Origin of the sequence: Pseudoduganella sp. UC29_71 (assembly GCF_042693265.1) — a bacterium.
Classification (GTDB): domain Bacteria; phylum Pseudomonadota; class Gammaproteobacteria; order Burkholderiales; family Burkholderiaceae_D; genus Rugamonas.
Genome location: NZ_CP170549.1, coordinates 472620 through 496958, shown reverse-complemented (window position 1 = coordinate 496958; position 24339 = coordinate 472620). Strand labels below are relative to the sequence as shown.

Sequence of the window (24339 nt, the reverse complement as noted above, 5' to 3'; positions counted from 1 at the left end):
AGTAGTCGGCCCGGCTGCGCTTCGACAGCAGGGTCCGCTTCCGAGTATATCCATAGCAATTCGTAAAGATTGTTACTTTCCGATGGTAACCAAACAATATTGTTTAATTACAACAGCACCAAAGTGGTGCAAGCGGCCGCGCTGGACGGGTGCGCCGCCCCGTGCTACAATTGCCGGTTCCGCGCCGCGCGCGCGATTTCCCGATCAACCTGCTTGATAACTACAAGCACAGGAACCGCCATGCTCAGACTGAACGAAGTAAAGCTCCCGCTCGACCATACCGAAGAGCAACTGACCGCCGCCATCCTGGCCCGCCTGCACATCGCGCCGGCGCAGCTGACCGGCTACACCGTCTACAAGCGCAGCTACGACGCGCGCAAGAAATCCGCCATCGTGCTGATCTACTCGCTGGACGTGGAAACCGCCGACGACGACGCCGTGTTGAAAGCCAACGCGCGCGACAGCCACCTGATGCCGTCGCCGGACACGCGCTACAAATACGTGGCGCACAACGTCAACGCCAGCGGCGCCCAGCCGCGCCCGGTGGTCATCGGCATGGGGCCGTGCGGCCTGTTCGCCGCGCTGATCCTGGCGCAGATGGGCCTGAAGCCCATCATCCTGGAGCGCGGCAAGACCGTGCGCGAGCGCACCAAGGACACCTTCGGCTTCTGGCGCAAGCGCGAGCTGAACCCGGAATCGAACGTGCAGTTCGGCGAAGGCGGCGCCGGCACCTTCTCGGACGGCAAGCTGTACAGCCAGATCAAGGACCCCAAGCACTACGGCCGCAAGGTATTGACCGAGTTCGTCAAGGCCGGGGCGCCGGAAGAAATCATCTACGTCAGCAAGCCGCACATCGGCACCTTCCGCCTGGTCAAGATGGTGGAAGCGATGCGCCAGGAAATCGTGGCGCTGGGCGGCGAGATCCGCTTCGAGGCCAAGGTGACCGACATCGAGATCGACCAGGCCAACGGCGAGCGCCAGGTGCGCAGCCTGCTGCTGAGCACGGGCGAGCGCCTGGTGACCGAGCACGTGGTGCTGGCCATCGGCCACAGCGCGCGCGACACCTTCGAGATGCTGTATGAGCGCGGCGTGTTCATCGAAGCCAAGCCCTTCTCGATCGGCTTCCGCGTCGAGCACCCGCAGTCCATGATCGACTCCTGCCGCTTCGGCCCCAACGCCGGCCACCCCATCCTGGGCGCGGCCGACTACAAGCTGGTGCACCACGCCTCCAACGGCCGCGCCGTGTACAGCTTCTGCATGTGCCCGGGCGGCACCGTGGTGGCGGCCGCGTCCGAGCCTGGCCGCGTGGTCACCAACGGCATGAGCCAGTATTCGCGCGCCGAGCGCAACGCCAACAGCGCCATCGTGGTGAGCATTTCGCCGGAAGACTATCCGGGCCACCCGCTGGCCGGCATTGAATTCCAGCGCCGCCTGGAAGAGAAGGCGTTCGAGCTGGGCGGCAGCAACTACAGCGCGCCGGGCCAGCTGATGGGCGACTTCGTGGCGGGCCGCCCGTCCACCGAGTTCGGCGCCGTGGTGCCCTCGTACAAGCCGCAGGTGCACCTGACCGACCTGGCCACCATCCTGCCGGAGTTCGCCGTGACGGCGCTGCGCGAAGCCTTCCCGGCGTTCGACAAGCAGGTCAAGGGCTACTTCAAGCACGACGCGGTGCTGACCGGCCTGGAAACGCGCACCTCGTCGCCGATCCGCATCAAGCGCCGCGACGACGACCTGCAAAGCCTGAACACGCGCGGCCTGTTCCCTGCCGGCGAAGGCGCGGGCTACGCCGGCGGCATCCTGTCGGCCGGCGTGGACGGCATCAAGGTGGCCGAGGCGGTGGCGCTGTCGATGGCGGCGAAGGACAAGTAAGCCCGGCCGCTGCCCCGCTGCGCCACCAAACCTAAGCGGGCAGCGGCAGGCGCACGTGGAAACGGCAGCCCCGCTCTGCGTTGCCGTCCACGCTGACCTGCCCGCCCATCTGGTGCACGATGGTGTAAACGATGTGCATGCCCAGCCCGGAGCCGCCCTGCCCGCGCTTGGTGGTGAAGAAGGGTTCGAACACGCGCTCGCGCACGGCGGGCGGCATGCCGACGCCGTCGTCGGCGAAATCGATCAGCAGCCAGGCGCGCCCCTCGGCCTGCTCCTGGCGGGCGGCGATGGTGACGGCGCCCGGCCCGCCGTCCGGATAGCCATGCTTGGCTGAATTCATCAGCAGGTTCGACAGCACCTGCGACAGCTTGCCGGCCGGCAAGCGCGCGCGCAGCGCGGCATCGATGTCCAGCCGCACGCCGATGGCGCCCTTGCGCAGCTCCGGGCTGTGGGCCGACACCACGCCCTGCACATGCTCGCGCAAGCCCAGTTCGGTGACGTGCTCGGTGCCCTGGTCCACCGCCAGCTGCTTGAAATTGCCGATCAATTCGGCGGCGCGCGCCAGGTTCTGCTCGATCAGTTCGGCCGCGCCCTTGAGGCGCTCGGCCAGCGCCACCATGTCCGAGCGGCTCACCTTGGGTCCGCTGAGCGTTTCCACCATCTGCGCCGCGTAGGCGCTCATGCCCGAGGCGGCCGTGACCGCCACGCCGATGGGCGTGTTCACCTCGTGCGCCACGCCGGCCACCAGCGCGCCCAGCGCCGCCATCTTTTCCTGCTCCACCATGCTGGCCTGCGCCGCGCGCAGCGCCTCGGTGCGCTGCTGCACCTTGTGCTCGAGCACTTCCTCGCGGTCCTGGTGCTGCAGCTCGGCAGCGCAGCGCGCCGCGAAGATGGACAGCAGCGACAGCGCCAGCAGGCGCTTGTTCTCGTCGATGGGCTTGGTGTCGATGGCCGACAGGATGCCCAGCGTCTTGCCTTCGGTGTCTATCATCGGCATGCCGACATAGCTTTCGGCCCGCATGTCCACCAGCAGCGTGTCCTGCGGATAGTCGGCCTGGATGCCGCAGGCGTGGAAGCACATGGTCTGGTCGGTCACGTCCTGGCAGGGCGTGTGGCGCAGGCTGTACTCCATATTGGGCAGGAAGTCGGCGCCGCCCCAGACGGCCAGCGTGCGTATGCCCTCGCCGTCCGCCATCTGGATCACGCGCCCCGCGATTACATAGGTCACGTCCAGCGCCTGCGCCAGGTCGCGCACCAGCGTGCGCAGGAATTCCTCGCCGCGCAGGCGCGAGGTGGAGGCGGTGATGGAGCGCAGCGCCGCCTCGGCCAGCAGGCGGCCGTCGTGCTCGTCAAACAAGGCGGGAGGACTGGTGGTCATGGCAAGGGCTCCGGTGTGGGGTTCAGGCAGGTGGGCAGGCCAGGTACAGCCGCTGCAGCTCGGACGCACGCTGCAGCAGCAGCGCGGCCAGCGCAGGGTCGAAGCGTTTGCCGCTCTCGGCCCGCACCTGCTCCAGCGCGTGCGCCAGCGGCCAGGCCGGCCGGTAGCAGCGCGGGCTGACCATGGCGTCGACAAAATCGGCCAGCGCCGTGATGCGCCCGGCCAGGCTGATCTGCTCGCCGGCCAGGCCGCGCGGGTAGCCGCTGCCGTCCCAGCGTTCGTGGTGTTCGTGGGCGATGGCGGCGGCCAGCTGCAGCACCGGCTGGTCCGAGCGCTGCAGCATGGCGTGGCCAATCTCGCTGTGCTGCCGCATCAGCCGCCACTGCTCCTCGTCGAGCGGGCCGGGCTGGTTCAGCACCGCGTCCGGCACGCCGCTGTGGCCCGCGTCGTGCAGCGGCGCGGCCTGGCGCAGATGACGCACGGCGGCCGGCGCCAGCTGCACCGCCTCGGCCAGCATGGCCGCGATGGCGCCGACCCGCGCCACATGGTGGCCGCTGGCGGGCGCGCGCCGTTCCAGCGCCTCGCCCAGGATGGCCACGGTGGCCTGCTGGGTGGCGGCGTCTTCCTCGCGCTGCAGCAGTTTTTCGTAGGTGATGGCGACATTGGCCGAGAACAGCGCCAGCAGCTCGCGCTCGGCCTCGCCCACCGGATGGGAGAAGGCCATGTACAGCAGGCTCTCGTTGCCCTCGCCGGTGCGGTGGTAGCAGGCGTAGTGGCTGTCGCCGTGGTGGTCGCGCCGTTCGCGCATGCAGCGCGCGAAGGCGGCCGCCACCGGCGCCGGCAGCTGGGCCAGCGTTTCGTCGGCCGGCAGGCCGGCGTAGGCCGGCGTGACGGCCAGCACCCGCAGCCGCTCGCCCTGCGGCGCGGCGGCGTAGGCGTCGGTCGGTGGATTGCCCCCGGCATGGGCCGCAGCCTCATGGCGGCGGCTGGCGCAGACGCCCTCGCCGTCATTGCCCAGCAGCGCGCTGACCTGCTCCAGCACGGCTGAGCAGAAGGCGCGCAGGCTGTCCGAGTCGCCCACCTGGGTGATGGCGTCGATCGAGCGCCGCAGGCCGCTGCGCGCGCGCTCCAGGCGCATCAGGTCGCGGTAGCCGCGCAGCGCGGAATAAAACACCGTGCTCAGCTTGGCGTGCGTGAGGTCGGCTTTCTCGCGGTAGTCGTTGATATCGTAGGTTTTCAGCACATAGGCCTGCGGCGCCTGGCCCGGCTGGCCGGTGCGCAGCACGATGCGCACATTGCAGTTGCCCAGCTCCCCGCGGATGTATTCCACCAGGTCCAGCCCGGCGTGTTCGCTCTCCATCACCACATCGAGCAGGATCAGCGCGAACGGCGTGGGGCCGGCCAGCACGGCGCGCGCCTCGGCCGCCGAATAGCAATGGGTGAACTGCAGCGCGCGGCCGTCGAACTCGAAATCGCCCATCACCAGCTGCGTCACCTGGTGCACCGAGCGGTCGTCGTCGACGATCAGCACCTGCCAAGGCGCAGCTGCGGCGGACGGCGCCGGGGCATCGTCGTCAAACTGCATTTCGTCGTCCATCATGGCGGCCTCGCATGGGCTCTTGATATTGCCAATTGTACATCCGGCGTGCGGCTTGGTTTGCCTCCAGCAAAAAAAAACGCCGGCAGGGCCGGCGTTAAAATCTGGGAGCAACGCCGCCGGCAAGCTGGCGGCGGGACCTGCAGTTAGAACTTGTAGTTGTACTCAGCAGTGAACTTCAGCGAGCGCGGTGCGGTGTAGCTGATCACGCGGCCATAGGTCGAGCTGATGGTGGTGCCATTCAGGTTGTAGGTCTCGTCGATGGTCTGCTCGGTCTGCTTGTTGAACACGTTGAAGATGTCCAGCTTCAGCGCCAGGCCCTTCGCTTGCGCGGGGCGGAACACTACGTTCATATCAGTGCGCACATCCCAAGGCAGGCGGCCGAGGGTGCCGCGCGGCACCGGCTTGTCGCAGTAGAAGTACACCGAACCGTAATCCTGGATGTTGGCCGGGATGTTGGGGCTGTTGCCGAAGCAGCTGCGCGGACGGCCCGACGCTGCCAGGAAGTTGCCGCCCAGGGTCAGCTGAGGCATCACTTCATAGAAGCCGAACGCCTTGACCTGGTGTTCGCGGTCGTTAGGCAGCAGGCCGTTGGCGCCTACCATCAGCGGCCAGTTGTCCCAGGTCGAGGTGGCTGCCACGTCGGTCTGTGCATTGTCCGAGCGGGTCTGGCCTTCGGTGTTGCCACGGCTGCGCGACCAGGTATAGTTCACGCGGCCATACCAGCCGTTGCGGAACGGGTGCTCGGCAAACAGATCCAGGGCGGTATAAGTACGGGCCGCCTTGTCGAACTTCAGTTCTTCCGCAGTCAGGCTGACGACCGAGTAATTCTTGCCGGTGCCGGCAAAGTCCACCAGGAAGGTGTTGCCCTTGCCAGGGTTGAACGATGCGCAGTTGAAGCCGCCGTAGTTGTCCGTGTTGACCTTGTTACGCTCAGCCCACGCGAGGATGGCCGAGTCATCGCAGTAGTCGTCGATGGTTGCCTTCAGCTTGCGGTAGGTTACTTTCGCGCCAAAGTTCAGGCTAGGCGAGAACGCGCGCTCGAAACCCAGCGTGATTTCGTCCTGGTAGGTTGGATCGATATCGACGGCGGTCAGCGTGGCCGGGTCTTTCGCCTGGCCCAGCTCGTTGTTGGTCGAGAACACGCCGGTCATCGGGGTCAGGCCGGTTGGCTGGCCTTGCGCATCGGTGCCGGTGTACGTGAAGTACTGGCGCACGTTCAGCGAACGGCTGGCGCCGCGCACTGCCAGGTGGGTCGGGATCTGCAGCGCATAGCGGCCGGCGCTACCAAACACCTTCATCGATGCGTCGCCATTCACGTCCCAGGCTGCGCCAAAGCGTGGCTGGATGAAGTTCTTCACTTCCAGGAAGGTGACGCCGTCACCGTTCTTGTTCTTGAAGCTTTCATTGCGCAGGCCGAAGGTCAGGCGAACGTCCTTGGTAACCTGGAAGATGTCTTCCAGATATTGCGCGGACTGGTCGGAACCGGCAGAGGTGGTGTCATCGAAGATACGCTTGGAGACATAGTAACCTTGGGTGCCGAGTCCGCCGAACGAGGCTGGGGCAACGCTGTAACCACCACCCAGGCTGATCTTGGTGGTCGGATTCAGGGTGCGGAAGTAAGTCCACAAGCCGCCGCCGCCGTACACTTCGCCCGCCGCTTCGGACGTCAGCTTATTATCGTCCAGACCGCCGCGCAGGGTGTGCTTACCCAGTTTGTATTCCAAGTCGACGCGCGAGGACTTGATTTCGCTGGAGGAGTCGCTGGCCGACACCAGGCCGGACAGCACCTGGGTGGTGGTGTAGTTCAGGCCTGGATATTGGGCCGCGGCCGGCGCGCTCACCTGGTACAGGTCGCCCGTGGTCGGCGCGCCGATCACGTCGTACTTGCTGCCATTCTTGGTTTTGCTCTTGCCGAACAGCGCGGTGACGGTCAGGTCGTCGGTGAAATTGCCGGTGTAGCGCAGGATCTGCGAATTGGCGCCCACGGTCGGGGTAAAGTTCGCATCGTTCTTATAGTGCTGCGAGGCCTTCACAGCCGTGCCGTGCGTGAAGGTCGTGTAATCGTAGCTGTACAGCTGGCGATCGGTCTTGGCGGTGTCGCCCAGGAAGGTGGCTTCCAGGCGGTGGCTGTCCGAGATGTTCCAGTCGAACTTGGCCATGTAGCGGTCAGTCTTGTCCTGCTTGGCTTCCCAACCGTCGGTGAGGTTGGTGGTGGAGGTACGGGTGCCTTTGGTGGCCAGCGTGGCGTTGGTGCCTTCGCGGTCGTAGCGGCGGGTTTCGGCCGAAACGAACATGAACAACGTGTCCTTGATCAGCGGGCCGCCCACGTAAGCGCCGTAGATCTTGTCGGTGCGCGAGTTATCCTGGTTGCGGCGGAACAGCGTGCCGTCGGTCTTGCCCTGGGTTGGGCCGTTTTCCGGCGCACCGGTGACCGGGTAATAGGTGTCTTTCGCATTGGAGCGCAGCGAGTTCGGCTCGATGCTGGCGCTTGCGCCCGCTTCCCAATTGTTGGTGCCGCTCTTGGTGGTGATGTTCACCACACCGCCGACCGAACGGCCGAACTCGGCGCCGAAGCCGCCGGTCAGGATCTGCGCCTGCGCGATGGCGCCAAACGGCAGCTCGGACGCGCCCAGCTGGGTCAGCGGATTGGTGACGGGGAAGCCGTTGATGTAGTAAGCGTTCTCCGACGCTCCGCCGCCGCCGAAGGACGCGCCAGCTGCGTAGCGGGAGTCGGCGCGGGTTGTGTTGGGCGCCAGCTGAATGATGGCGTCCACGGTTTGTGGAATCGGCAGGCGGGCCAGTTCCTTGGCGGTGAAGGTAGCACCGTTGTTCGAGTTCGACACGTCGATGCGGTTGCGTATACCCGTTACTTGCACAGCCTGAACAGTCTGCACGAAGGAGGCGTCCACGCCCTGGCCGACGATCACGTCCACTTCGCGCGTGTCGACGGTCTTGCCATCACGAATCAGTTCGACCTTGTAGTGTCCTGGCGACATCGCGGTAGCGTTGTAGCGCCCACTGGCATCCGGCGAGATGGTGCGTTTGGCACCAGTGTCGGTATTTTGCATGACGACCGATGCGCCGGCTGGCGCATCGACACGGCCGAAAATATTACCAGCTGCATTCGACTGGGCCATAGCTGCAGGCACAACTGCGGCGCTCATGGCGGCCGCACCGAACGCAATAGTGAGAGCTCTTACCAATACGGTTTTTCTTAACATTGTGGTTCTTTCCCAATTAAGGCCACCCCGGCAGGCAGCCGCTTTAATTTTATTTACAGTCGCTTCCCGTAATACGACTTTGATCCAAGGCGATACATTCCGCTTGCGCAGATTAGCCAGAAATATTTCCCAGTATTTTTGGCAAGCGCCTATAAGAACACGCCGCAAATTGCAGTGTCAACCAAGTTATTGTATCGACGTATTTTCGCAACAATGTTGCTGCGAATATATTAATTGGCAATAGGAATTTCACCAAAAAAGTGCAGTGCACTTAATTGGATGCGCTTATATGGGGAGGGGGTTAATGCCTTATTGCTTGCGCACGCCATTGGCGGCATTGATACGTCTCTGGACGGCGTCCTGCTCTTCCAGATTAAATCGCTCGAAGCGTGCTTTATCCGACGCTGCCTTACCGGCTATTTTTTCGTTGCTGTCCGCCGCAAACTTTTCGGTGGCGGCTTTCCAGGCCGCATTCTCGCTGCCTATCTGATCCGCAATGCGCTGGGCATCCACGGCGATTTTCTCATATACTTTCTCGATTAACGCGCTAGCGCGCTGGTATTCCGCGTTACTCATTAATTTAAGCACGCCGGGAGAAATGGTATTCGTTGCGGGCAGGCTCTTATTCAAATCGGTGACAAAACGTCCATGGCACGCCGCCCAGGTATTGACAGCGGAATTGACGGCGGCAATCTCCGCATTGGTCGCCGATTGCGCCGGAATCAGCGGACGGGTACAGCCGTAATTGGAATAGGCCCGGTCTGCGCCGTCGAAATGTTCGGTGAAGTAGGCGATTTCAGCTTTGCGTGCATGGCGCTCGCGCACCAGCTCCAGCGACGCTGCCGCTTCGGGTACGCCGGCTGCCTGCGCCTGCTTGAGCCAATGCTCGGCTTGCACAGCATCCTCAGCAGTGCCTTCGCCGAATCCGAACATTTCTCCTAACTGGAGCTGGGCGGCGCCATTGCCCGCCTTGGCCAGCGCCGAGAACGCCTTGAAGGCGCGTCCGTAGTCTTTGCTTTCCCATGCTTTTTGAGCATCCGCGAGGTCATCTGCCAAGGCCGGCGCGGAGAACGCCAGCAAGGCAATACCTAAGAGCACAGCTTTCATGTAGCCGCCCATAGTCACCAAAACAACAACAATAAATTAAAACCTATAGCAACACCAGTAGCCCGTAGTAAATTCGCAACACTGCTTGTCGGTTACAACCATCCCGCCTTGCGGAATCGGCGGTACAGGTACACGCAGGTGCCAGCCATCAGCGCCAGCGCGGCCGGGTAGCCCCAGGGCGAATCAAGCTCGGGCATATACTTGAAGTTCATGCCCCAGATGCCGGCAAACGCCGTCATCACGGCGAAGATGGCCGCGTAGGCGGCCAGCTTCTTGTTCACCTCGCCCTCGTCGATAGCCACCATGGACAGGTGCACCTGGATCGCGGTGCTGATGGTGTCGCGGATGGAGTCCAGCGTGCCGCTGATGCGCAGCAGGTGGTCATGCACGTCGCGGAAGTATTCCTGGGTGTCGGCGCACACGGCCGGCACGCGGCCGCCGTGCAGCTTGCCCACCGCGTCCAGCAGCGGCGCCACCGCGTGGCGCAGCGTCAGCGCCTTGCGCTTCAATCCGTACAGGCGCTCGATGTTGTCGCGCTGCGCGCTCTGCACGAAGATGCGCTCCTCGATTTGCTCGAGCTCGGTTTCCATGGCGTCGGCAATGGGGAAATAGCGGTCCACCACCGCGTCCATGATGGCGTACAGCACGAAGGCCGGCCCCTGCTTGAGCAGGTGCGGCTCGCGCTCGGCGCGCGCGCGCGCACGCCCAGCAAGTCATGGCTGCTGTTCTGGCGGTTCGACAGCACGTAGTTGGGACCGACGAACACGTCCACCTCGCCCACCACCAGCTCGTCGCTGTCCGGGCGCGCCTCCACGGTCTTGACCACCACGAACAGCGAATCGCCGTATTCCTCGATCTTGGGGCGCTGGTGGCCGCGGCTGGCGTCTTCCACGGCCAGCTCGTGCAAGCCGAATTCCTCCTGCATCACGGCCAGTTCGGCCGCGTCGCCGTCGCGCAGCGCGACCCAGACGAAGCAGTCGCCGCGCGCGACGTAGTCGCTGATGTCGGGCACGGCGACGTCGGCCAGCTTACGGCCGTCCTGGTAGGCAACACAGTTGATCAGCATGGTGACTCAGCTTCCGCAATAAAGCCGGAAGCTTAGCACGGCCGGGCCGGGCCTGGGCCGGCCGTGCTAACCGCGCCTCAGTCGTCCTTGGCGCCGTCTATGCCCAGCTCGGCGATCTTGCGCGTGATGGTGTTGCGGCCTATGCCCAGGCGCACCGCGGCGTCGTTCTTGCGGCCGTGGGTGTACTTGAGCGCGGTGCGTATCAGCGCCGATTCGAACTGCCGCCCCAGCACGTCCATCACTTCCTGCTGGCCGCTGGCCAGCATGCCGGCCGCCTGCAGCTCCAGCAGGCTGAGCCAGCTGTCGGCGCCGCCGGCCGCGCCATGGGCGCCGTTCGCCGCCCCGGCCAGCCCGGCCGCCGCCATGCCTTCGGCCGGCAGCGGCAGCACGGTGCCGTGGTGCTGCAAGCTGCCGTGCTCCTGCATGCCGCCCGGCGCCGCCAGCCCGGCTGCGACGGGTGCGCCGCCGTCGGCGGCCCGCCCGCCCTGCTCCTGCGTCAGCTCCAGCGGCAAATCCTTCACCTCCACCGTCTGGCCCGGCGCCATCACGGTGATCCAGTTGCACAGGTTTTCCAGCTGGCGCACATTGCCCGGCAGCTCCAGGCTGCACAGGAAGGCCAGCGCCGAGTCGCTCATGCGCTTGGCTTCCACGCCCAGCTGCTTGGCGCTTTGCACCAGGAAGTGCCGCACCAAAATGGGGATGTCCTCGCGCCGCTCCCTCAAACTGGGCAGGCGCAGGCGGATCACGTTCAGGCGGTGGTACAAGTCCTCGCGGAACAGGCCGTCGCGCACGCGCTGTTCCAGGTTCTGGTGCGTGGCGGTAATGACGCGCACATTGGCCTTCATCGGCTGGTGCCCGCCGACGCGGTAGAAGTGCCCGTCCGACAGCACGCGCAGCAAGCGCGTCTGCAAGTCGAACGGCATGTCGCCGATCTCGTCGAGGAACAGCGTGCCGTTCTCGGCCTGCTCGAAGCGGCCGCGCCGCGTGGTCTGCGCGCCGGTGAAGGCGCCGCGCTCGTGGCCGAACAGTTCCGATTCCAGCAAGTCCTTCGGAATCGCGGCCGTGTTGAGCGCGATGAAGGGCTGCGCCGCGCGCGGGCTGTGCTTGTGCAGCGCGCGCGCCACCAGCTCCTTGCCGGTGCCGGACTCGCCGGTGATGAGCACCGTCACGTTCGACTGCGACAGGCGGCCGATGGCGCGGAACACTTCCTGCATGGCCGGCGCCTGGCCCAGGATCTCGGGCGTCTCGGCCGGGCCGGATTCCACGCTGGTCTCGCGCAGGCTCTCGTCGAGCGCGCGCCGTATCAGCTCGACGGCCTTGTCGATGTCGAAGGGCTTGGCCAGGTACTCGAAGGCGCCGCCCTGGAAGGCCGCCACGGCCGAGTCCAGGTCGGAGAAGGCGGTGATGATGATGACCGGCAGGCCGGGATGGCGCGACTTGACCAGCTGCAGCAGGTCCAGCCCGGAATCGCCCGGCATGCGGATGTCGGACACCAGCACCTGCGGTGTTTCATGCTCCAGCGCGGCGATCGCGTCGCGCGCGTTGGCAAAACTCTTGGTGGCCAGGCTTTCCCTGGCCAAGGCTTTTTCCAGTACCCAGCGGATCGATTCGTCGTCGTCAACTATCCAGATTGGCTTCATGTGTGCTTTGTATCCCGCGGATGGATCGTCAATCAAGGGACTCGGACCCGGCATCGCGCCGCGCCCGCTTATGGCAGGGGCAGCAGAATCCTGAAGTCCGTATATCCAGGCCGGCTTTCGCACTCGATCACGCCCATGTGCTGCTGCACAAAGGTCTGCGCCAAGGTCAGCCCCAGGCCGCTGCCGCCTTCCCGTCCCGACACCAGCGGGTAGAAAATGCGGTCGCGGATCTGGGGTGCGATACCCGGTCCATTGTCTATGATATGCAAGTCTAATGCCAGGTTGTAGCGCACCTTGGCCAGGGTCACCTGACGCGCCACCCGCGTCTTGAGCACCAGCTCGGCGTCGCCCTGCTCGATGCGCTGCGACAGCGCCTGCGCGGCGTTGTGCGCGATGTTGAGCACGGTCTGGATCAGCTGCTCCTTGTCGCCGCGGAACTCGGGGATGGAGGCGTCGTAGTCGCGCCGGATCGCCAGCCCGGACGGGAACTCGGCCAGGATCAGGCTGCGCACGCGCTCGCATACTTCGTGGATGTTGACGTCGCCCACGATATGCGGGCGGCGGTGCGGCGCCAGCAGGCGGTCCACCAGCGTCTGCAGCCGGTCCGCTTCCTTGATGATGACCTGGGTGTACTCGCGCAGCTCGGCCAGGTGCAGCGGCGGCAGCTCCATCTCCAGCAGCTGCGCCGCGCCGCGGATGCCGCCCAGCGGATTCTTGATCTCGTGCGCCAGGTTGCGGATCAGCTCCTTGTTGACCTGGCTCTGGTCCAGGATGCGCTCCTCGCGGTCCAGCTTGAGCTGCTGCACGTTCTCGCGCAGCTCGATCAGGATGGCGCCCGGCGGCTCGTCCAGCGCCGACACGATGCTGTGCACCTGCAGCGGCTCCTTGCCGGCGCGCTCCAGCGCCAGGTCCTGGCGCAGGTCGGAAAACTTGTGCTCGCGCGCCTGCGCGATGATATTGACCAGCTCTTCCGGATTGGTGAACAGCGCGGCGAACTTCTGATGCGACAGCGCCTTCACCGAACTCTCCAGCAGGTTCTCGGCGGCGGCGTTGACGTAGGTGATGAGGCCGTCCGCGTCCAGCAGGATCACGGCCGAGGCCAGCAGCTCCAGCCCGGCCAGCGATTGCGGGCGCGCCATGGCGGCCGCCGCGCGGGCGATATTGGTGACGATGCTCATGGTGCCTCCCCTTGGGATGCTTGCGGACGCGCCCGGCGCGGGATCTCAGCGGATGTTCTGGATCTCGCGCTTGAGCGCTTCCACGTTCTTTTCGGACCGGCTGATGCTGTCCTTCAGGCTGGCCACGCGCTCCTGGTATTTGGCGTAATTGCGCTCGTCGCCACGGCGTTCCGGCTCGCCGTTGTTGAACTCCTTGCGCAGCTCGTTCAGCTTGGCCTGCTCGCCGTTCAGCTCGTCCATCAGGATCTGCCGGCGGTCGGCGTCGCGCGCCTTCTGCTCGCTGCTGTCCACGCGCGGGAAGTCGCCCGGCGTGGCGGCCGGCGCCGCAGCCGGCGCCGCCGCGCGCGGCCTGGCGTTCTCCGCGCGCCGCGCCGGCGCCGGGATCGCGCCCGGGATGTCGAGCGGCTTGCAGGAGGCGTGCTTGCGGCTGTCGGTCAGCTCCTTGTGGCCGCTGGCGTCCACGCACAGGAAAATCTGTCCCTGGGCCGATGCCGCGCTGGACACCAGGCCGGAGGCCAACAACAAAACGAGAGGTGCAAAATTCCAGGTAGTCATGCCCCGACTATACAACATCCGGCAAAAAAAACGCGAGGAGAGCAGTTGCCGTCCTCGCGTCTGGTGGCAGGCCGGCCCGTGGCCGGCGCTGCTGCTGATTACAGCGAGTAGTACATGTCGAATTCGACCGGGTGCGTGGTCATGCGCATACGGGTCACTTCGGTCATCTTCAGCTCGATGTAGGCATCGATCATCGAATCGGTGAACACGCCGCCGCGGGTCAGGAACTCGCGGTCCTTGTTCAGGTGGTCCAGTGCCTCTTCCAGCGAAGCGCAGACGGTCGGGATCAGCGCGTCTTCTTCCGGTGGCAGATGGTACAGGTCTTTCGATGCGGCTTCGCCCGGGTGGATCTTGTTCTGCACGCCGTCCAGGCCGGCCATCATCAGTGCCGCGAAGCACAGGTATGGGTTGGCCAGCGGGTCAGGGAAGCGGGTTTCGATGCGGCGGCCCTTAGGATTGGCCACGTGCGGAATACGGATCGAAGCCGAGCGGTTGCGGGCCGAGTAAGCCAGCTTCACAGGCGCTTCGTAGCCTGGCACCAGGCGCTTGTACGAGTTGGTGCCTGGGTTGGTGATCGCGTTCAGCGCCTTGGCGTGCTTGATGATGCCGCCGATGTAGTACAGCGCGAAGTCGGACAGGCCGGCATAGCCGTCGCCGGCGAACAGGTTCTTGCCGTCTTTCCAGATCGACTGGTGCACGTGCATGCCGGAACCGTTGTCGCCAACGATAGGCTTAGGCATGAAGGTGGCGGTCTTGCCATAGCTGTGGGCCACGTTCCAGACCACGTATTTCAGGTTCTGGGTCCAGTCGGCGCGCTCGACCAGGGTCGAGAACTTGGTGCCGATTTCGTTCTGGCCGGCGCCGGCCACTTCGTGGTGGTGCACTTCAACCGGGATGCCCAGCGATTCCAGGATCAGGCACATTTCCGAACGCATGTCCTGGAAGGAATCGACTGGTGGCACTGGGAAGTAGCCGCCCTTGACGGTAGGACGGTGGCCGCTGTTGCCGCCTTCGATGTCCTTGTCGGTCGACCAGGAAGCCTCGTCGGAGTCGATCTGCACCTTGGCGCCCGACATGTCGATTTTCCATTTGACGGAATCGAAGATGAAGAACTCTGGCTCGGGACCGAAGTAGGCGGTGTCGCCCAGGCCGGACGATTTCAGGTAGGCCTCAGCGCGCTTGGCGATGGAGCGTGGGTCGCGGTCGTAACCTTTGCCGTCCGACGGTTCGATCACGTCGCACTGCATGAACAGGGTGGTCTCTTCCATGAACGGGTCAATGTTCGCGGTAGCCGGATCAGGCAGCAGGATCATGTCGGATGCTTCGATGCCCTTCCAGCCGGCGATCGAGGAGCCGTCGAAGGCGTGACCGGATTCGAACTTGTCGATATCGAAGTGCGATACAGGCACAGTAACGTGCTGTTCTTTGCCGCGGGTGTCAGCAAAGCGGAAATCAACGAATTTCACTTCGTTATCTTGTACCATTTTCAATACTTCTGCGGCGGTCAGTGCCATGCGTCTCTCCTAGTGAAAAAGTGGGGCAGCCCACGCTGTTGCGTGCAGCTTGAAACTCGTCAATCCATTAAGCAGGAAGCGTGCCAGAAGATTTTCCCTCTTGCACTACTTTTGCGCATAATCAAATGCGCACCGTGTTGGTGCAGGACGCAAATTTCGCACGCTTTCGGTGCGAAAGTTGAGTAAAACGAAAAAATGCATCAGCTTGGTGCAAAAACTTCGGTGGACGAACGGGCACTATAATAAACGCAATATTGACAGCCGATTGGGAAAAATCGCCATGAGCACTATTACCGAGATCCTCGCCCGCGCCCGCAGCCGCGACGCCGCCCTGCCCTACGCCGGCGCCGTGACGCCGGCCGAGGCGCACGCCCTGCTGAATGCCGACAGCGCAGTCAAGCTGATCGACGTGCGCACCAATGCCGAGCGCGACTGGGTAGGCCGGGTGGCCATCCCGGAGGCCCAGCATGGTGCAGTCCAGTGGAGCACCTACCCGGGCGGCGTACCCAACCCGCAATTCCTCGAACAGCTTGCCGCCGTGGCCGCCAAGGACCAGGTGCTGCTGTTCCTGTGCCGCTCCGGCGTGCGCTCGCGCCACGCGGCCAAGCTGGCCACGGAAAACGGCTACAGCCAGTGCTACGACATCCTGGAAGGGTTCGAGGGCGACAAGGACGCGGAAGGCCACCGCAAGCAGGTGGGCGGCTGGTGCAAAGCCGGCCTCCCCTGGCTCGGCGCCTGAACAAAAAAAATGGGGTCAGGGTTAATTTTCCAGGAAATATTTCCTGGAAAATTAACCCTGACCCCATTTTGAAGGGGCCTTGCCGATTACAGCGAGTAGTTCAGGCGGGCGTACACGTAGCGGCCGGAGCGGCCGAACGGGGAGTAGTTCGAGTACGGGGCGTTGCCGGTCGTGTTCAGGTTGGCCGGGTAGGAGTCCGGGTACTGGTCGAACAGGTTGTCCGCGCCCACCGCCAGCGACAGCTTCTTGGTGACGGCGTAGCGCCCTTCCAGGTCCACCAGCGTCTTGGCGCTCAGCCAGAAGTCCAAGTTGGCCGTGGTGCCCGGCGCCAGGATCTTGCCGTAGCGCGTGGCGCGCGCCGTGACGCCGAAGTCGCCGTAGGACCAGGTGCTGCTGGCGATGAACTTGGTCTTGGGCGTGCCGTCGGTGAAGGTGAGCACATTGACGCGGTCGAACAGCACCGGCGCCGGCGACAGCGCGGCCAGCTGCGCCGTGACCGGCACCTTGGTGACGTCGGTCTTCGTGTAGTTGCCGGCCAGCGTGAAGTCGAGCTTGCCGTAGCCGTCGGTCTTCACCGGCATGCTGGCGACCACGTCGATGCCCTTGGTGGTGGTGTCCACGCCGTTGATGAAGAAGCGCCCGCCGCCCACGCCGATGAAGCCTTGCTTGGTCAGGAAGTCGCGCACATTGGCGGCGGTCAGGTTCTCGGACAGCACGATGCGGTCCTTGATCTTGATGTGGAAGGCGTCCGCCGTCAGGCTCACGGCGCCGAAGCGCATCACGGAGCCGAGCGAGAAGTTGACCGATTTCTCGGCGTCCAGCGGCTTGGCGCCCAGGGCGATCGCGGCCGGGTCGCTCGGCTTGAAGGTGGTGATCTCGAACGGCACGCCGTTGATGAAGTTGGTGGACGTGGACGTGAAGAACTGCTGCTGCGGCGACGGCGCGCGGAAGCCGTTCTGCACCGAGCCGCGCAGCGCGAACTCGGGCACGAAGTCGTAGCGGCCGGCCAGCTTGCCCGACACGCTGTTGCCGAAGTCGGAGAAGTGTTCGCCGCGGATGGCTACCGAGCCGAGGAACTGCTTGGTCAGGTTGGCTTCCAGGTCGACGTAGGCGCTGTAGGCCTTGCGGCTGTTGTCCGAGGCGTCGGCCGGGCGGAAGCCGGGGAACACCTGGGCGCCCGGCGCGGCCGGCGTGCCGTTGGCCAGCACCTGGCCGCCGTAGCGCCAGGAGTCCGGTTCGCCGGCAAACAGCTTATAGCCTTCGCGGCGCACTTCGGCGCCCACCGCCACGTTCAGCGGCGAGGCCAGGCCCGCTTCGATCTGGCGCACGCCGGACACGTTCAGCGTCAGCTGGTCGTACCAGAAGCCGCCGGCGTCGAACACGGTCTTGCTGCTCGGGCCAATGGAGCGGTTCAGTGTGTTCTCGATGGTGTACTGCATCTTGTTCTTGCCGTAGCCGATGGAGGCGTCCATGTCCCACGCGCCGGCGGTCCAGGTCACGCCACCGGTGGCGCTGTAGTCGTCCACGTCCGGCGCGATGATGGGCAGGAAGCCGTCCGGGTAGACCGAGATGATGTTCTGGTCCTGCAGCGCGCGGCGGAAGAAGCCGGCCGAACGCGCTTCGCGCTTCTGGTAGCTGGTCCAGCCATACAGCTTGGCGCCGCCTTCCAGCGCGTAGCCGGCATTGGCGAAGATCGTGGACTGCTTCAGTTCCGGCTCGCCGTACCAGGCGTTGAAGCGGTTGATGGTTTTCTCGCGCGGGTCGAAGCCGCCGTTGACCAGCGGGTATTGCTGGCGCACGTCGTAGCCGCTGCGCTCGGTGTGCTCCTGGTCTTTGTATTCGGCGGCGATGGTCAGGTAGCCGCTGTCGCCCAGTTCCAGGCCTTTCCAGCCGCTGACGGTGGCGGTGCCGCCGTCGTGGCGCTTGCGCGAGGTTTCCGTGCCCCAGGTGGCGCCGGCGGGCAGCGCGCCCACGGCGAAGTCGTATTCGGTGCGGCGCTCGCCGTAGGTGGCGGTGAATTCGCCGCCGGTCTTGTCGGTGCGCAGGCGCAGGTTGACCACGCCGGCAATGGCGTCCGAGCCGTACTGGGCGGAGGCGCCGTCGCGCAGCACTTCAATATTTTTCAGCATCGCCACCGGGATGGTGTTCATGTCCACCGAGGACGAGCCGCGGCCGATGGTGCCGTTCAGGTTCACCAGCGAGGAGGTGTGGCGGCGCTTGGAGTTCACCAGCACCAGGGTCTGGTCCGGGGCCAGGCCGCGCAAGGTGGCGGGACGCACGGTGTCGGTGCCGTCGGACAGGCCGGGGCGCGGGAAGTTCAGCGACGGCAGCGCCACCGACAGCGCCTGCGCGATCTCGGGCACGCCGGTGTTCTTGATGGCGTCGGCGCCGATGATGTCGACCGGCGAGGCGGTGTCGAGCGCGGTGCGGTTGGCTACGCGGGTGCCGGTGACGACGACGGTGGCGGAATTGTCGGAAGAAGCTGGCGCGGTCTGGGCGGCGGCGTGGCCGGATGCGAACAGCGAGGCGATGGCTACAGCGAGGACATGATTTCTCTGCATTGCTACTCCTGGTGTGGTTGAATTTTTCTTATGCCTCTTCAGTATCACCGCGCCAAAAATAGAAAGTCAAAGCAAATGCAAGCAGGCTGTCGCGCCGCTGTAACAATTAAGTAATATTACTTACACTTCATGGGCCGCCAGTATCCGCTGCCGCACCAGGTTGATGTGGCTGCGCAGGCCGTACAAATCGTCGGCGAAGGAGAGCGGGATGGAGATCTGGTTGACGCGCTCCTCGATGTCGTTGAGGCGCTCCAGCTGTTCGGCGTAGACGGCGTCGCGCCGCTCTTCGGGCGCGGCGGCCAGCGCCTGCTCCACCGTGCGCAGCTGGCCGTACCAGCGGAACACGCGCGAGCGGATACGCCACACGTACAGCGGCGGCACCACCTTGGACAGCGGCAGGATCAGCGCGCCCAGCGCCACCACCACCACCCACATGCGGTCGAACAGATTGGCCAGCCAGAAGCTCATGTAGCGCTGCAGGAAAGGCGGGCCGTCCTTGTAGAATTTGGCCGCCTCGTGCGCCACCGGGATCTCGCTGTACTTGGGCGACGGGAACTGGCCCTGCTGCTGGAACCAGCCGGCGCCGCTGTGGATGGTGCTGGCGGCCTGCACCAGCAGGTCCACCAGCGCCGGATGCAGGTCGTCGCGCGCCACCAGCGTGGCGGTGGGGGCGATCAGGTGGTAGTCCTTGGCCGGCAGGTCGCGGCCCAGGTCCACGATGCCGCGCGGCAGCACCACATGGGTCAGGAAGGGCAGGCGGCGCGTGTAGGCTTCGGCCTGGGTGAAGTCGAACAGCTTGATGCCGGGCGTGATGAGCAGCATCTGGATCAGCGGCGCGTCCGGCGCGGAGCTGAACACCAGGCCGTCGATGCGCTTTTCCAGCAGCTCCACGGTGGCGGGTGTGTTGGCCAGCGAGCTGACCTTCAGCTCCGACGGCTCCAGCCCGTTGGCCTCCAGCACCTGCTTGAACAGGCGCGGCGCGCCGCTGCCCTCCGGGCCGAAGTTGATGCGCAAGCCCTTCAGCTGCGTCAGGTCCTTGGCTTTGACGTCGTCGCGCAGGAATAGCCACAGCGGTTCGGTAAACAGGCTGCCCAGCGATACCAGGCCGCGCCGTTCGGCTTCGTCCTGGCTGGTGGTGCCGCTTTGCAGGAAGGCGATGTCGGCGTCGCCCGAGGCCAGGCGCTGCAGGTTTTCGTAGGAACCCATGGAGGGCTTGAGCACGACCTTGATGCCGTGCTTGCCCAGCAGTTCGGCGTATTTCTTGCCGAAGGCTTCGTAGGCGCCGTTCTCCTGGCCGGTGGACAGGGTCACCACGCGCGGCGGTGTGGGGTCGACCAGCACGTAAGCCAGCGCGCAGGCGGCGGCGATGAGCAGGATGGTGGGACCGGCGGCGACAACCAGGTCGCGCAGGGAGAAGCGCGAGAAGTTGAGGATCTTGGTCACTTTGGTCATGTGGTGGCGCATGGGTTTCATGGGGCTACACCATGCCAACAAATGGCCAAACATGCAAGGGGCGCGCGGGGTGGGCGGGGTCGGCGGGTTACGCTTCGCTAACCCGCCCTACCCGCCCTACCGGCCCCCGGGTACACCGTAGGGCGGGTCAGGCGGAACGCCGTAACCCGCCGCCGGGCCCGCCATCAGCCCCCGCAAGCGCGCATCTGCGGCGTGGCGCCGGCTGCCGCGGGCGCCAGCGTCGGCTTGGCGCTGCCGGCGGCGTCCGGGTTGTGCACCGCCGCCACCACGCCCGCCTTGGGCACCGCATTCGGCTCGATCAGCGGCATCAGGCTGGGCGCCAGCACCACCAGCAGCTGCACCGGCAGCGCGCTGGTGAAGTCGTAGTTCTTCGATTCCGGCCCGTGCACATAAGCCGTCATGCTACCGAAGAAGCGTTCGCCGATGTTGAACACAAAGGTGGCAGAACGGTTCACGAAGCGCGATTCGATCAGCCGTCCGCCTGCGCCGTACACTTCAAAGCGCTGGTCGCCGGTGCCGGTCTTGCCGCCCACCGGGATGATGGAGCCGTCGGCCTTCACGAAGGCAGCCTTGACGCGCTTGGCGGTGCCGTCCGACACCACCTCGCGGATCGCGTCCGCCGCCGCGCGCGCCACTTCTGGCGACAGCACCTGCTCGTTGCTGGTCGGCTTGCCGCGCTTGACCAGGGTTTCATACGGCGTGCCGGAAGCGAAGTGCAGCGAGGTGATGCGCTGGCTGCTCTGGCGCACGCCGCCGTTGATGATAATGCCCATCATCTCGGCCAGCGCCGACGGCCGGTCGGCCGACGCGCCCAGCGTGGTGGCGTAGGACGGCACCAGCGACTCGAACGGGTAGCCCATCTTCTTCCACTGGCGGTGGATGGCCATGAAGCTCTCCATCTCCACCAGGCCGGCAATGCGCTTGTCCTGCGCGTGCTTGCGGTGCGTCTTGAACAGCCACTGGTAGACCTCCTGGCGCTCCTTCTCGCTGGCCGCCACCGCCTGCGCCATGGTGGCGTTTTCGTTGTTGCGCAGGTAGGCCACCAGCCACAGCTCCAGCGGGTGCACATTGGCCAGGTAGCCGCGGTCGGCCAGCGACCATTTGTCCATCGCGTACTGCTCGTACATCCTGGCGGCGCGGTCGTCCTGGATCTCGTTCTGCGACGGCAGGTTGTCGTTCAGGTAGCTGCTGAACTGCTCCACCGTGGCGTTGGGGAACAGCGTGCGGTGGATATTGGCCAGCCGCACCGGCGTCGGGCGGATGCTGGACACCAGGATCTTGTCCAGCTCCGCCTTCGGCTTGCCGCGGTACTTGGCGTAGAAGCGGTACAGGAATTCCTTGCCTTCCTTGTCGGCGAAGCGCGCCAGGTACTCGGCGCGGCGCGGATCGTCGGCGTCGGCCAGCAGCGAGGCCGAGGAGCCGGGCGCCTGGAACATGTAGTACTTCACCACGTCGCGCATCAGGCGCACGAACACCAGGTTGGTGGAGCGGCGCAGCGCTTCGCGCACGGTCAGGATGCGGCTATCGTCCTCTTTCGAGAAGTTGCCGAAAGTGTGCACGCCGCCGCCGGTGAAGAAGCCTTCGCCCGGGTTGCCGGAGTACTTGCGCTCCATCGCCTCGGCCAGCATGGACGGCAGGTCGCGCTTGTCGCTCGGGTGTTCGAGGAAGTAGGCCACGCCCCACTGGCTCAGGCGGTCCTGCGGCGCCAGCGTCACCTTGCGCAGCTGGTCCGGGCTCATGTCCTTGTAGCGCTTGTGCAGCTGGTCGATGATGTCCAGGTAGGTCACCAGGGTGCGCAGCTTGGCGGTGGAACCCAGGTCCAGCTTGGCGCCTTCGTTGATGTCCAGCGGCTGGTCGAAGTTGTCGGTCTGCAGGCGCAGGTAGTTGGTGCCCTCGCCCTTCTCCAGCAGGGTGAAGCTGTACACCACGTTGGCCGGATCGCCGTTGCCCAGCATGCCCTTGCCGGTCAGGCCGGCAGCCTTGGCCATCTCCGGGTCGCGCAGGTCGCGCAGCACCTGCGTCACCTTGCGCTGCGCTTGCGCGTCCAGCGTGCTGACCACGTTCAGGTCCAGGCGGTCCAGGTTGTACATGCGGTTGTCGCCCAGCAGATTGGCCAGGTGGTTGCGCACCGAGTTGGACGCCTTGCGCTCGACGAAGGACATGTCCGGCGCCGCCGCCAGGCCGTTGCCGGCGGCCGGGTGCAGGCGCTCCTTGAGCGCCGCGTCGCGCAGCTGCGGCGTGATGATGCCGGCTTGCGCCAGCACGCGCAGGTGGCTGTTGGCCAGCGTTTCCAGGTCGGCGTCGCCGGCGCCCAGGTAGTAGCTGGGGCGGCGCTGCGCGATCAGCAGGCTGAGGGCTTCCTTGAAGGCCAGCGCGCTGCCCGGCTGGTCCATCTTGCCGCTCAGCAGGCGGTTGATTTCATTGAAGTCGCGGCCGTACCAGACCCACATGCCGTCGCCGATGCCGTTCACTTCGCCATAGCCCGGCTTGGCCGACAGCGGCACGGTGTTCAGGTAGTCCACCACGATCTGGCGCCGCACGGCGGTGGTGTCCGGGCCGTGCTGGTAGGCGCGCAGGGTGGCCGAGATCATCTGCTGCAGCTTGCTCCTTCATCGAGCCGGTGCGGCCCTCGGGCGAATGGCGGTACTTCTCGATCTGCGTGGCCAGCGTGCTGCCGCCGGCGGCGCGGTGGCCGCCCGCCACGGCGCTGACGGATTTCTCCAGCACCGCCTTGCTCAGCCGGTCCCATTCCACCGCCGGGTTACGCTTCGGATAGGTGTTGTCGAGCAGCTCGCGGTTCTCGATGAACAGCAGGCTTTGCACCAGCGCGGTCGGGGTTTCCTTGAAGCCGGGATAGATGCGCTCGGGGTAGCTGGCGGTAAACAGCGGCTCGGCGCGGCAGTCCACGATATTCAAGCCGGTGCGGGTCTTCTCGCGGTAGGTGGCGAAGATGCCCATGTCGGCCAGTTCTATCATCTTGGGCGAGAAGCGCGCCTGCGCAGCCACCTCGTAGTCGCGCGTTTTCAGCTTGCCCGAGTAGTCGGGCAGGTTGGCGTAGCCGAGCCGCTCGTCGTAGGGGCTGTCGTGCGGGTAGCGGATCGCCTTGCTGGGACCGGGTTCGACCTTGTAGCTGACCTTGCCGGCCAGCTCGGAGAAGAACTTGGCCTGCATGGCCGAGGTGCGCATTTCCTGCAGCATCCACCAGATGGCCAGCGACAGCAGCACCAGCAACAGGAGGATGAAGGCGTTGCGCGAGCGCTTGCTCTTCGGCTTGCCCGGTTCGGCCGGCTCGGGCGCGGCGGTCTGCGCGTGCAGCAGCACGGCGGTCTGCGGCGGCGGCACCACCCGCAAACGGCTGCGGCGGCTGAAGCCGAATACTGCAGCGCCTGCGCGCAATTTGCGCACTGCGCGCGCAACGATGAGGGGCCTGCGGAAACGTCGATTGCCTGGGTTGCTTGCCATGATATTGCTTAATATTGCTTAGCCGTGATGATTCGGTGATACCTGCTCTTGCTATCCATTGCACCACATCGGCACCGCACGCACAGGCCGGTACGCCGATTATTTGATCTGGGCTCAGGCTTTTTCGCAAAAAAACAACGTATACGGTTGAGCTGTCATCCCGCTGTCACGGCGCTGTCATCCCACGTCCTACAAGCGCACGTACTCAACCTGCAGGCGGTCCAGCTCCGCGCACATTTTCGCGAACGCTTCGGCAGCCTGGCCCGGCTCGCCCTTCACCCCCAATTCGATGTGCCGGCGCGTGTTGGCGTCGCCCACGCTGGGCAGGCTGAATACCTTGATGCGCGGGTATTGCGCCTCCAGCGCCACCATCAGCGGCGTGAGCGCCGATTCGGCCGCCTCGTACACCAGCGTGCCGTGCTCGGCGCGCGGCTCGCGGTTGAACAGGTCGGCGTAATGGGTGTCGAGCACCCATTCAATCATCGGCCAGGCCATCACCGGGAAGCCCGGCACGAAGTAATGGTTGCGGATGGCGAAGCCGGCCACGTTGTTGTAGGGATTGGGCACCAGCGCCGCGCCGTCCGGGAACTCTGCCATCTTGAGCCGGTGCAGATTCTCTTCCGACTCCAGGTCCACCGGCTGGCCCGCTTCGCGCCCCATTTGCAGGATGCGCTGCTGGATGTTCTGCTTGCCCTGTTCGTGCAGCACCAGCGGCAGGCCGAGCGCGTCGGCCGCAGCCTGGCGCGTGTGGTCGTCCGGCGTGGCGCCGATGCCGCCGCAGGAAAACACGATGTCGCCGCTGGCGAAGCTGCGCTTGAGCGCGGCCGTAATGCGCGCCGGATCGTCGCCCAGGTATTCGGCCCAGCCCAGCTGCAAGCCGCGCGCGGCCAGCAATTGCACCACTTTGGGGAAATGCTGGTCGACCCGTTTGCCCGAGAGGATTTCGTCGCCGATGATGATCAGTCCAATAGCCATA

Annotated in this window: 13 protein-coding genes and 2 pseudogenes; 2 read left to right on the top strand and 13 right to left on the bottom strand. The window is 65.2% G+C overall.

All coding sequences use genetic code 11. The annotated features are described in order from the left end of the window. Positions 1–240: 240 nt before the first annotated feature. On the top strand, positions 241–1869 hold the full coding sequence (locus ACFJI2_RS02240; RefSeq protein ID WP_377703570.1) for an NAD(P)/FAD-dependent oxidoreductase: 1629 nt from the start codon (positions 241–243) through the stop codon (positions 1867–1869). Positions 1870–1900: 31 nt separating this feature from the next. Here the strand turns inward: ACFJI2_RS02240 and ACFJI2_RS02235 are convergent, their stop codons facing one another. The 9 genes and pseudogenes from ACFJI2_RS02235 to glnA form a co-directional block, all read right to left on the bottom strand. Continuing rightward, entirely contained in the window at positions 1901–3247 is a 1347-nt protein-coding gene (locus tag ACFJI2_RS02235) for an ATP-binding protein (RefSeq protein WP_377703569.1), read from the bottom strand. A gap of 22 nt (positions 3248–3269) precedes the next feature. Then, a complete protein-coding gene (locus ACFJI2_RS02230; RefSeq protein WP_377703568.1) occupies positions 3270–4847 on the bottom strand; it encodes an HD domain-containing phosphohydrolase in 1578 nt (525 codons plus the stop codon). A 143-nt stretch (positions 4848–4990) separates the two neighbouring features. Continuing rightward, a complete protein-coding gene (locus ACFJI2_RS02225) occupies positions 4991–7915 on the bottom strand; it encodes a TonB-dependent receptor plug domain-containing protein (RefSeq protein WP_377703567.1) in 2925 nt (974 codons plus the stop codon). A gap of 462 nt (positions 7916–8377) precedes the next feature. Beyond that, positions 8378–9175, bottom strand: a complete 798-nt coding sequence (locus ACFJI2_RS02220) for a hypothetical protein (RefSeq protein ID WP_377703566.1) — start codon at positions 9173–9175, stop codon at positions 8378–8380. Between the two features lie 92 nt (positions 9176–9267). Next, a pseudogene (gene corA, locus ACFJI2_RS02215) lies at positions 9268–10241 on the bottom strand (magnesium/cobalt transporter CorA). A 77-nt stretch (positions 10242–10318) separates the two neighbouring features. Continuing rightward, positions 10319–11881, bottom strand: coding sequence for a nitrogen regulation protein NR(I) (gene ntrC / locus ACFJI2_RS02210; RefSeq protein ID WP_377703565.1), 1563 nt, complete (start codon positions 11879–11881; stop codon positions 10319–10321). A gap of 68 nt (positions 11882–11949) precedes the next feature. Then, complete coding sequence (gene glnL, locus ACFJI2_RS02205) at positions 11950–13059, bottom strand: nitrogen regulation protein NR(II) (RefSeq protein ID WP_377703564.1); 1110 nt, start codon at positions 13057–13059, stop codon at positions 11950–11952. 45 nt (positions 13060–13104) lie between these two features. Next, positions 13105–13614: a DUF4124 domain-containing protein gene (locus tag ACFJI2_RS02200; protein WP_107876368.1), complete on the bottom strand. Its 510-nt coding sequence runs from the start codon at positions 13612–13614 to the stop codon at positions 13105–13107. A gap of 98 nt (positions 13615–13712) precedes the next feature. Then, complete coding sequence (gene glnA / locus ACFJI2_RS02195) at positions 13713–15128, bottom strand: type I glutamate--ammonia ligase (protein WP_028833743.1); 1416 nt, start codon at positions 15126–15128, stop codon at positions 13713–13715. 280 nt (positions 15129–15408) lie between these two features. Between glnA and ACFJI2_RS02190 the strand changes: the two genes are divergently transcribed. Further along, on the top strand, positions 15409–15867 hold the full coding sequence (locus ACFJI2_RS02190) for a rhodanese-like domain-containing protein (RefSeq protein WP_107876366.1): 459 nt from the start codon (positions 15409–15411) through the stop codon (positions 15865–15867). Between the two features lie 86 nt (positions 15868–15953). Here the strand turns inward: ACFJI2_RS02190 and ACFJI2_RS02185 are convergent, their stop codons facing one another. From ACFJI2_RS02185 to ACFJI2_RS02170, 4 genes and pseudogenes are all read right to left on the bottom strand, one after another. Further along, entirely contained in the window at positions 15954–18428 is a 2475-nt protein-coding gene (locus ACFJI2_RS02185) for a TonB-dependent receptor domain-containing protein (protein WP_028833745.1), read from the bottom strand. Between the two features lie 120 nt (positions 18429–18548). Further along, the gene (locus ACFJI2_RS02180; RefSeq protein WP_377703563.1) at positions 18549–19901 is read right to left on the bottom strand and encodes a TAXI family TRAP transporter solute-binding subunit; all 1353 of its coding nucleotides are present in this window, start codon (positions 19899–19901) and stop codon (positions 18549–18551) included. A 164-nt stretch (positions 19902–20065) separates the two neighbouring features. Continuing rightward, positions 20066–23243, bottom strand: a pseudogene (locus tag ACFJI2_RS02175) (transglycosylase domain-containing protein). Positions 23244–23552: 309 nt separating this feature from the next. Further along, positions 23553–24338 (bottom strand): competence/damage-inducible protein A, encoded by a 786-nt coding sequence (locus tag ACFJI2_RS02170; protein WP_377703562.1) that lies wholly within the window; start codon positions 24336–24338, stop codon positions 23553–23555. Between the last annotated feature and the right edge of the window lies 1 nt (position 24339).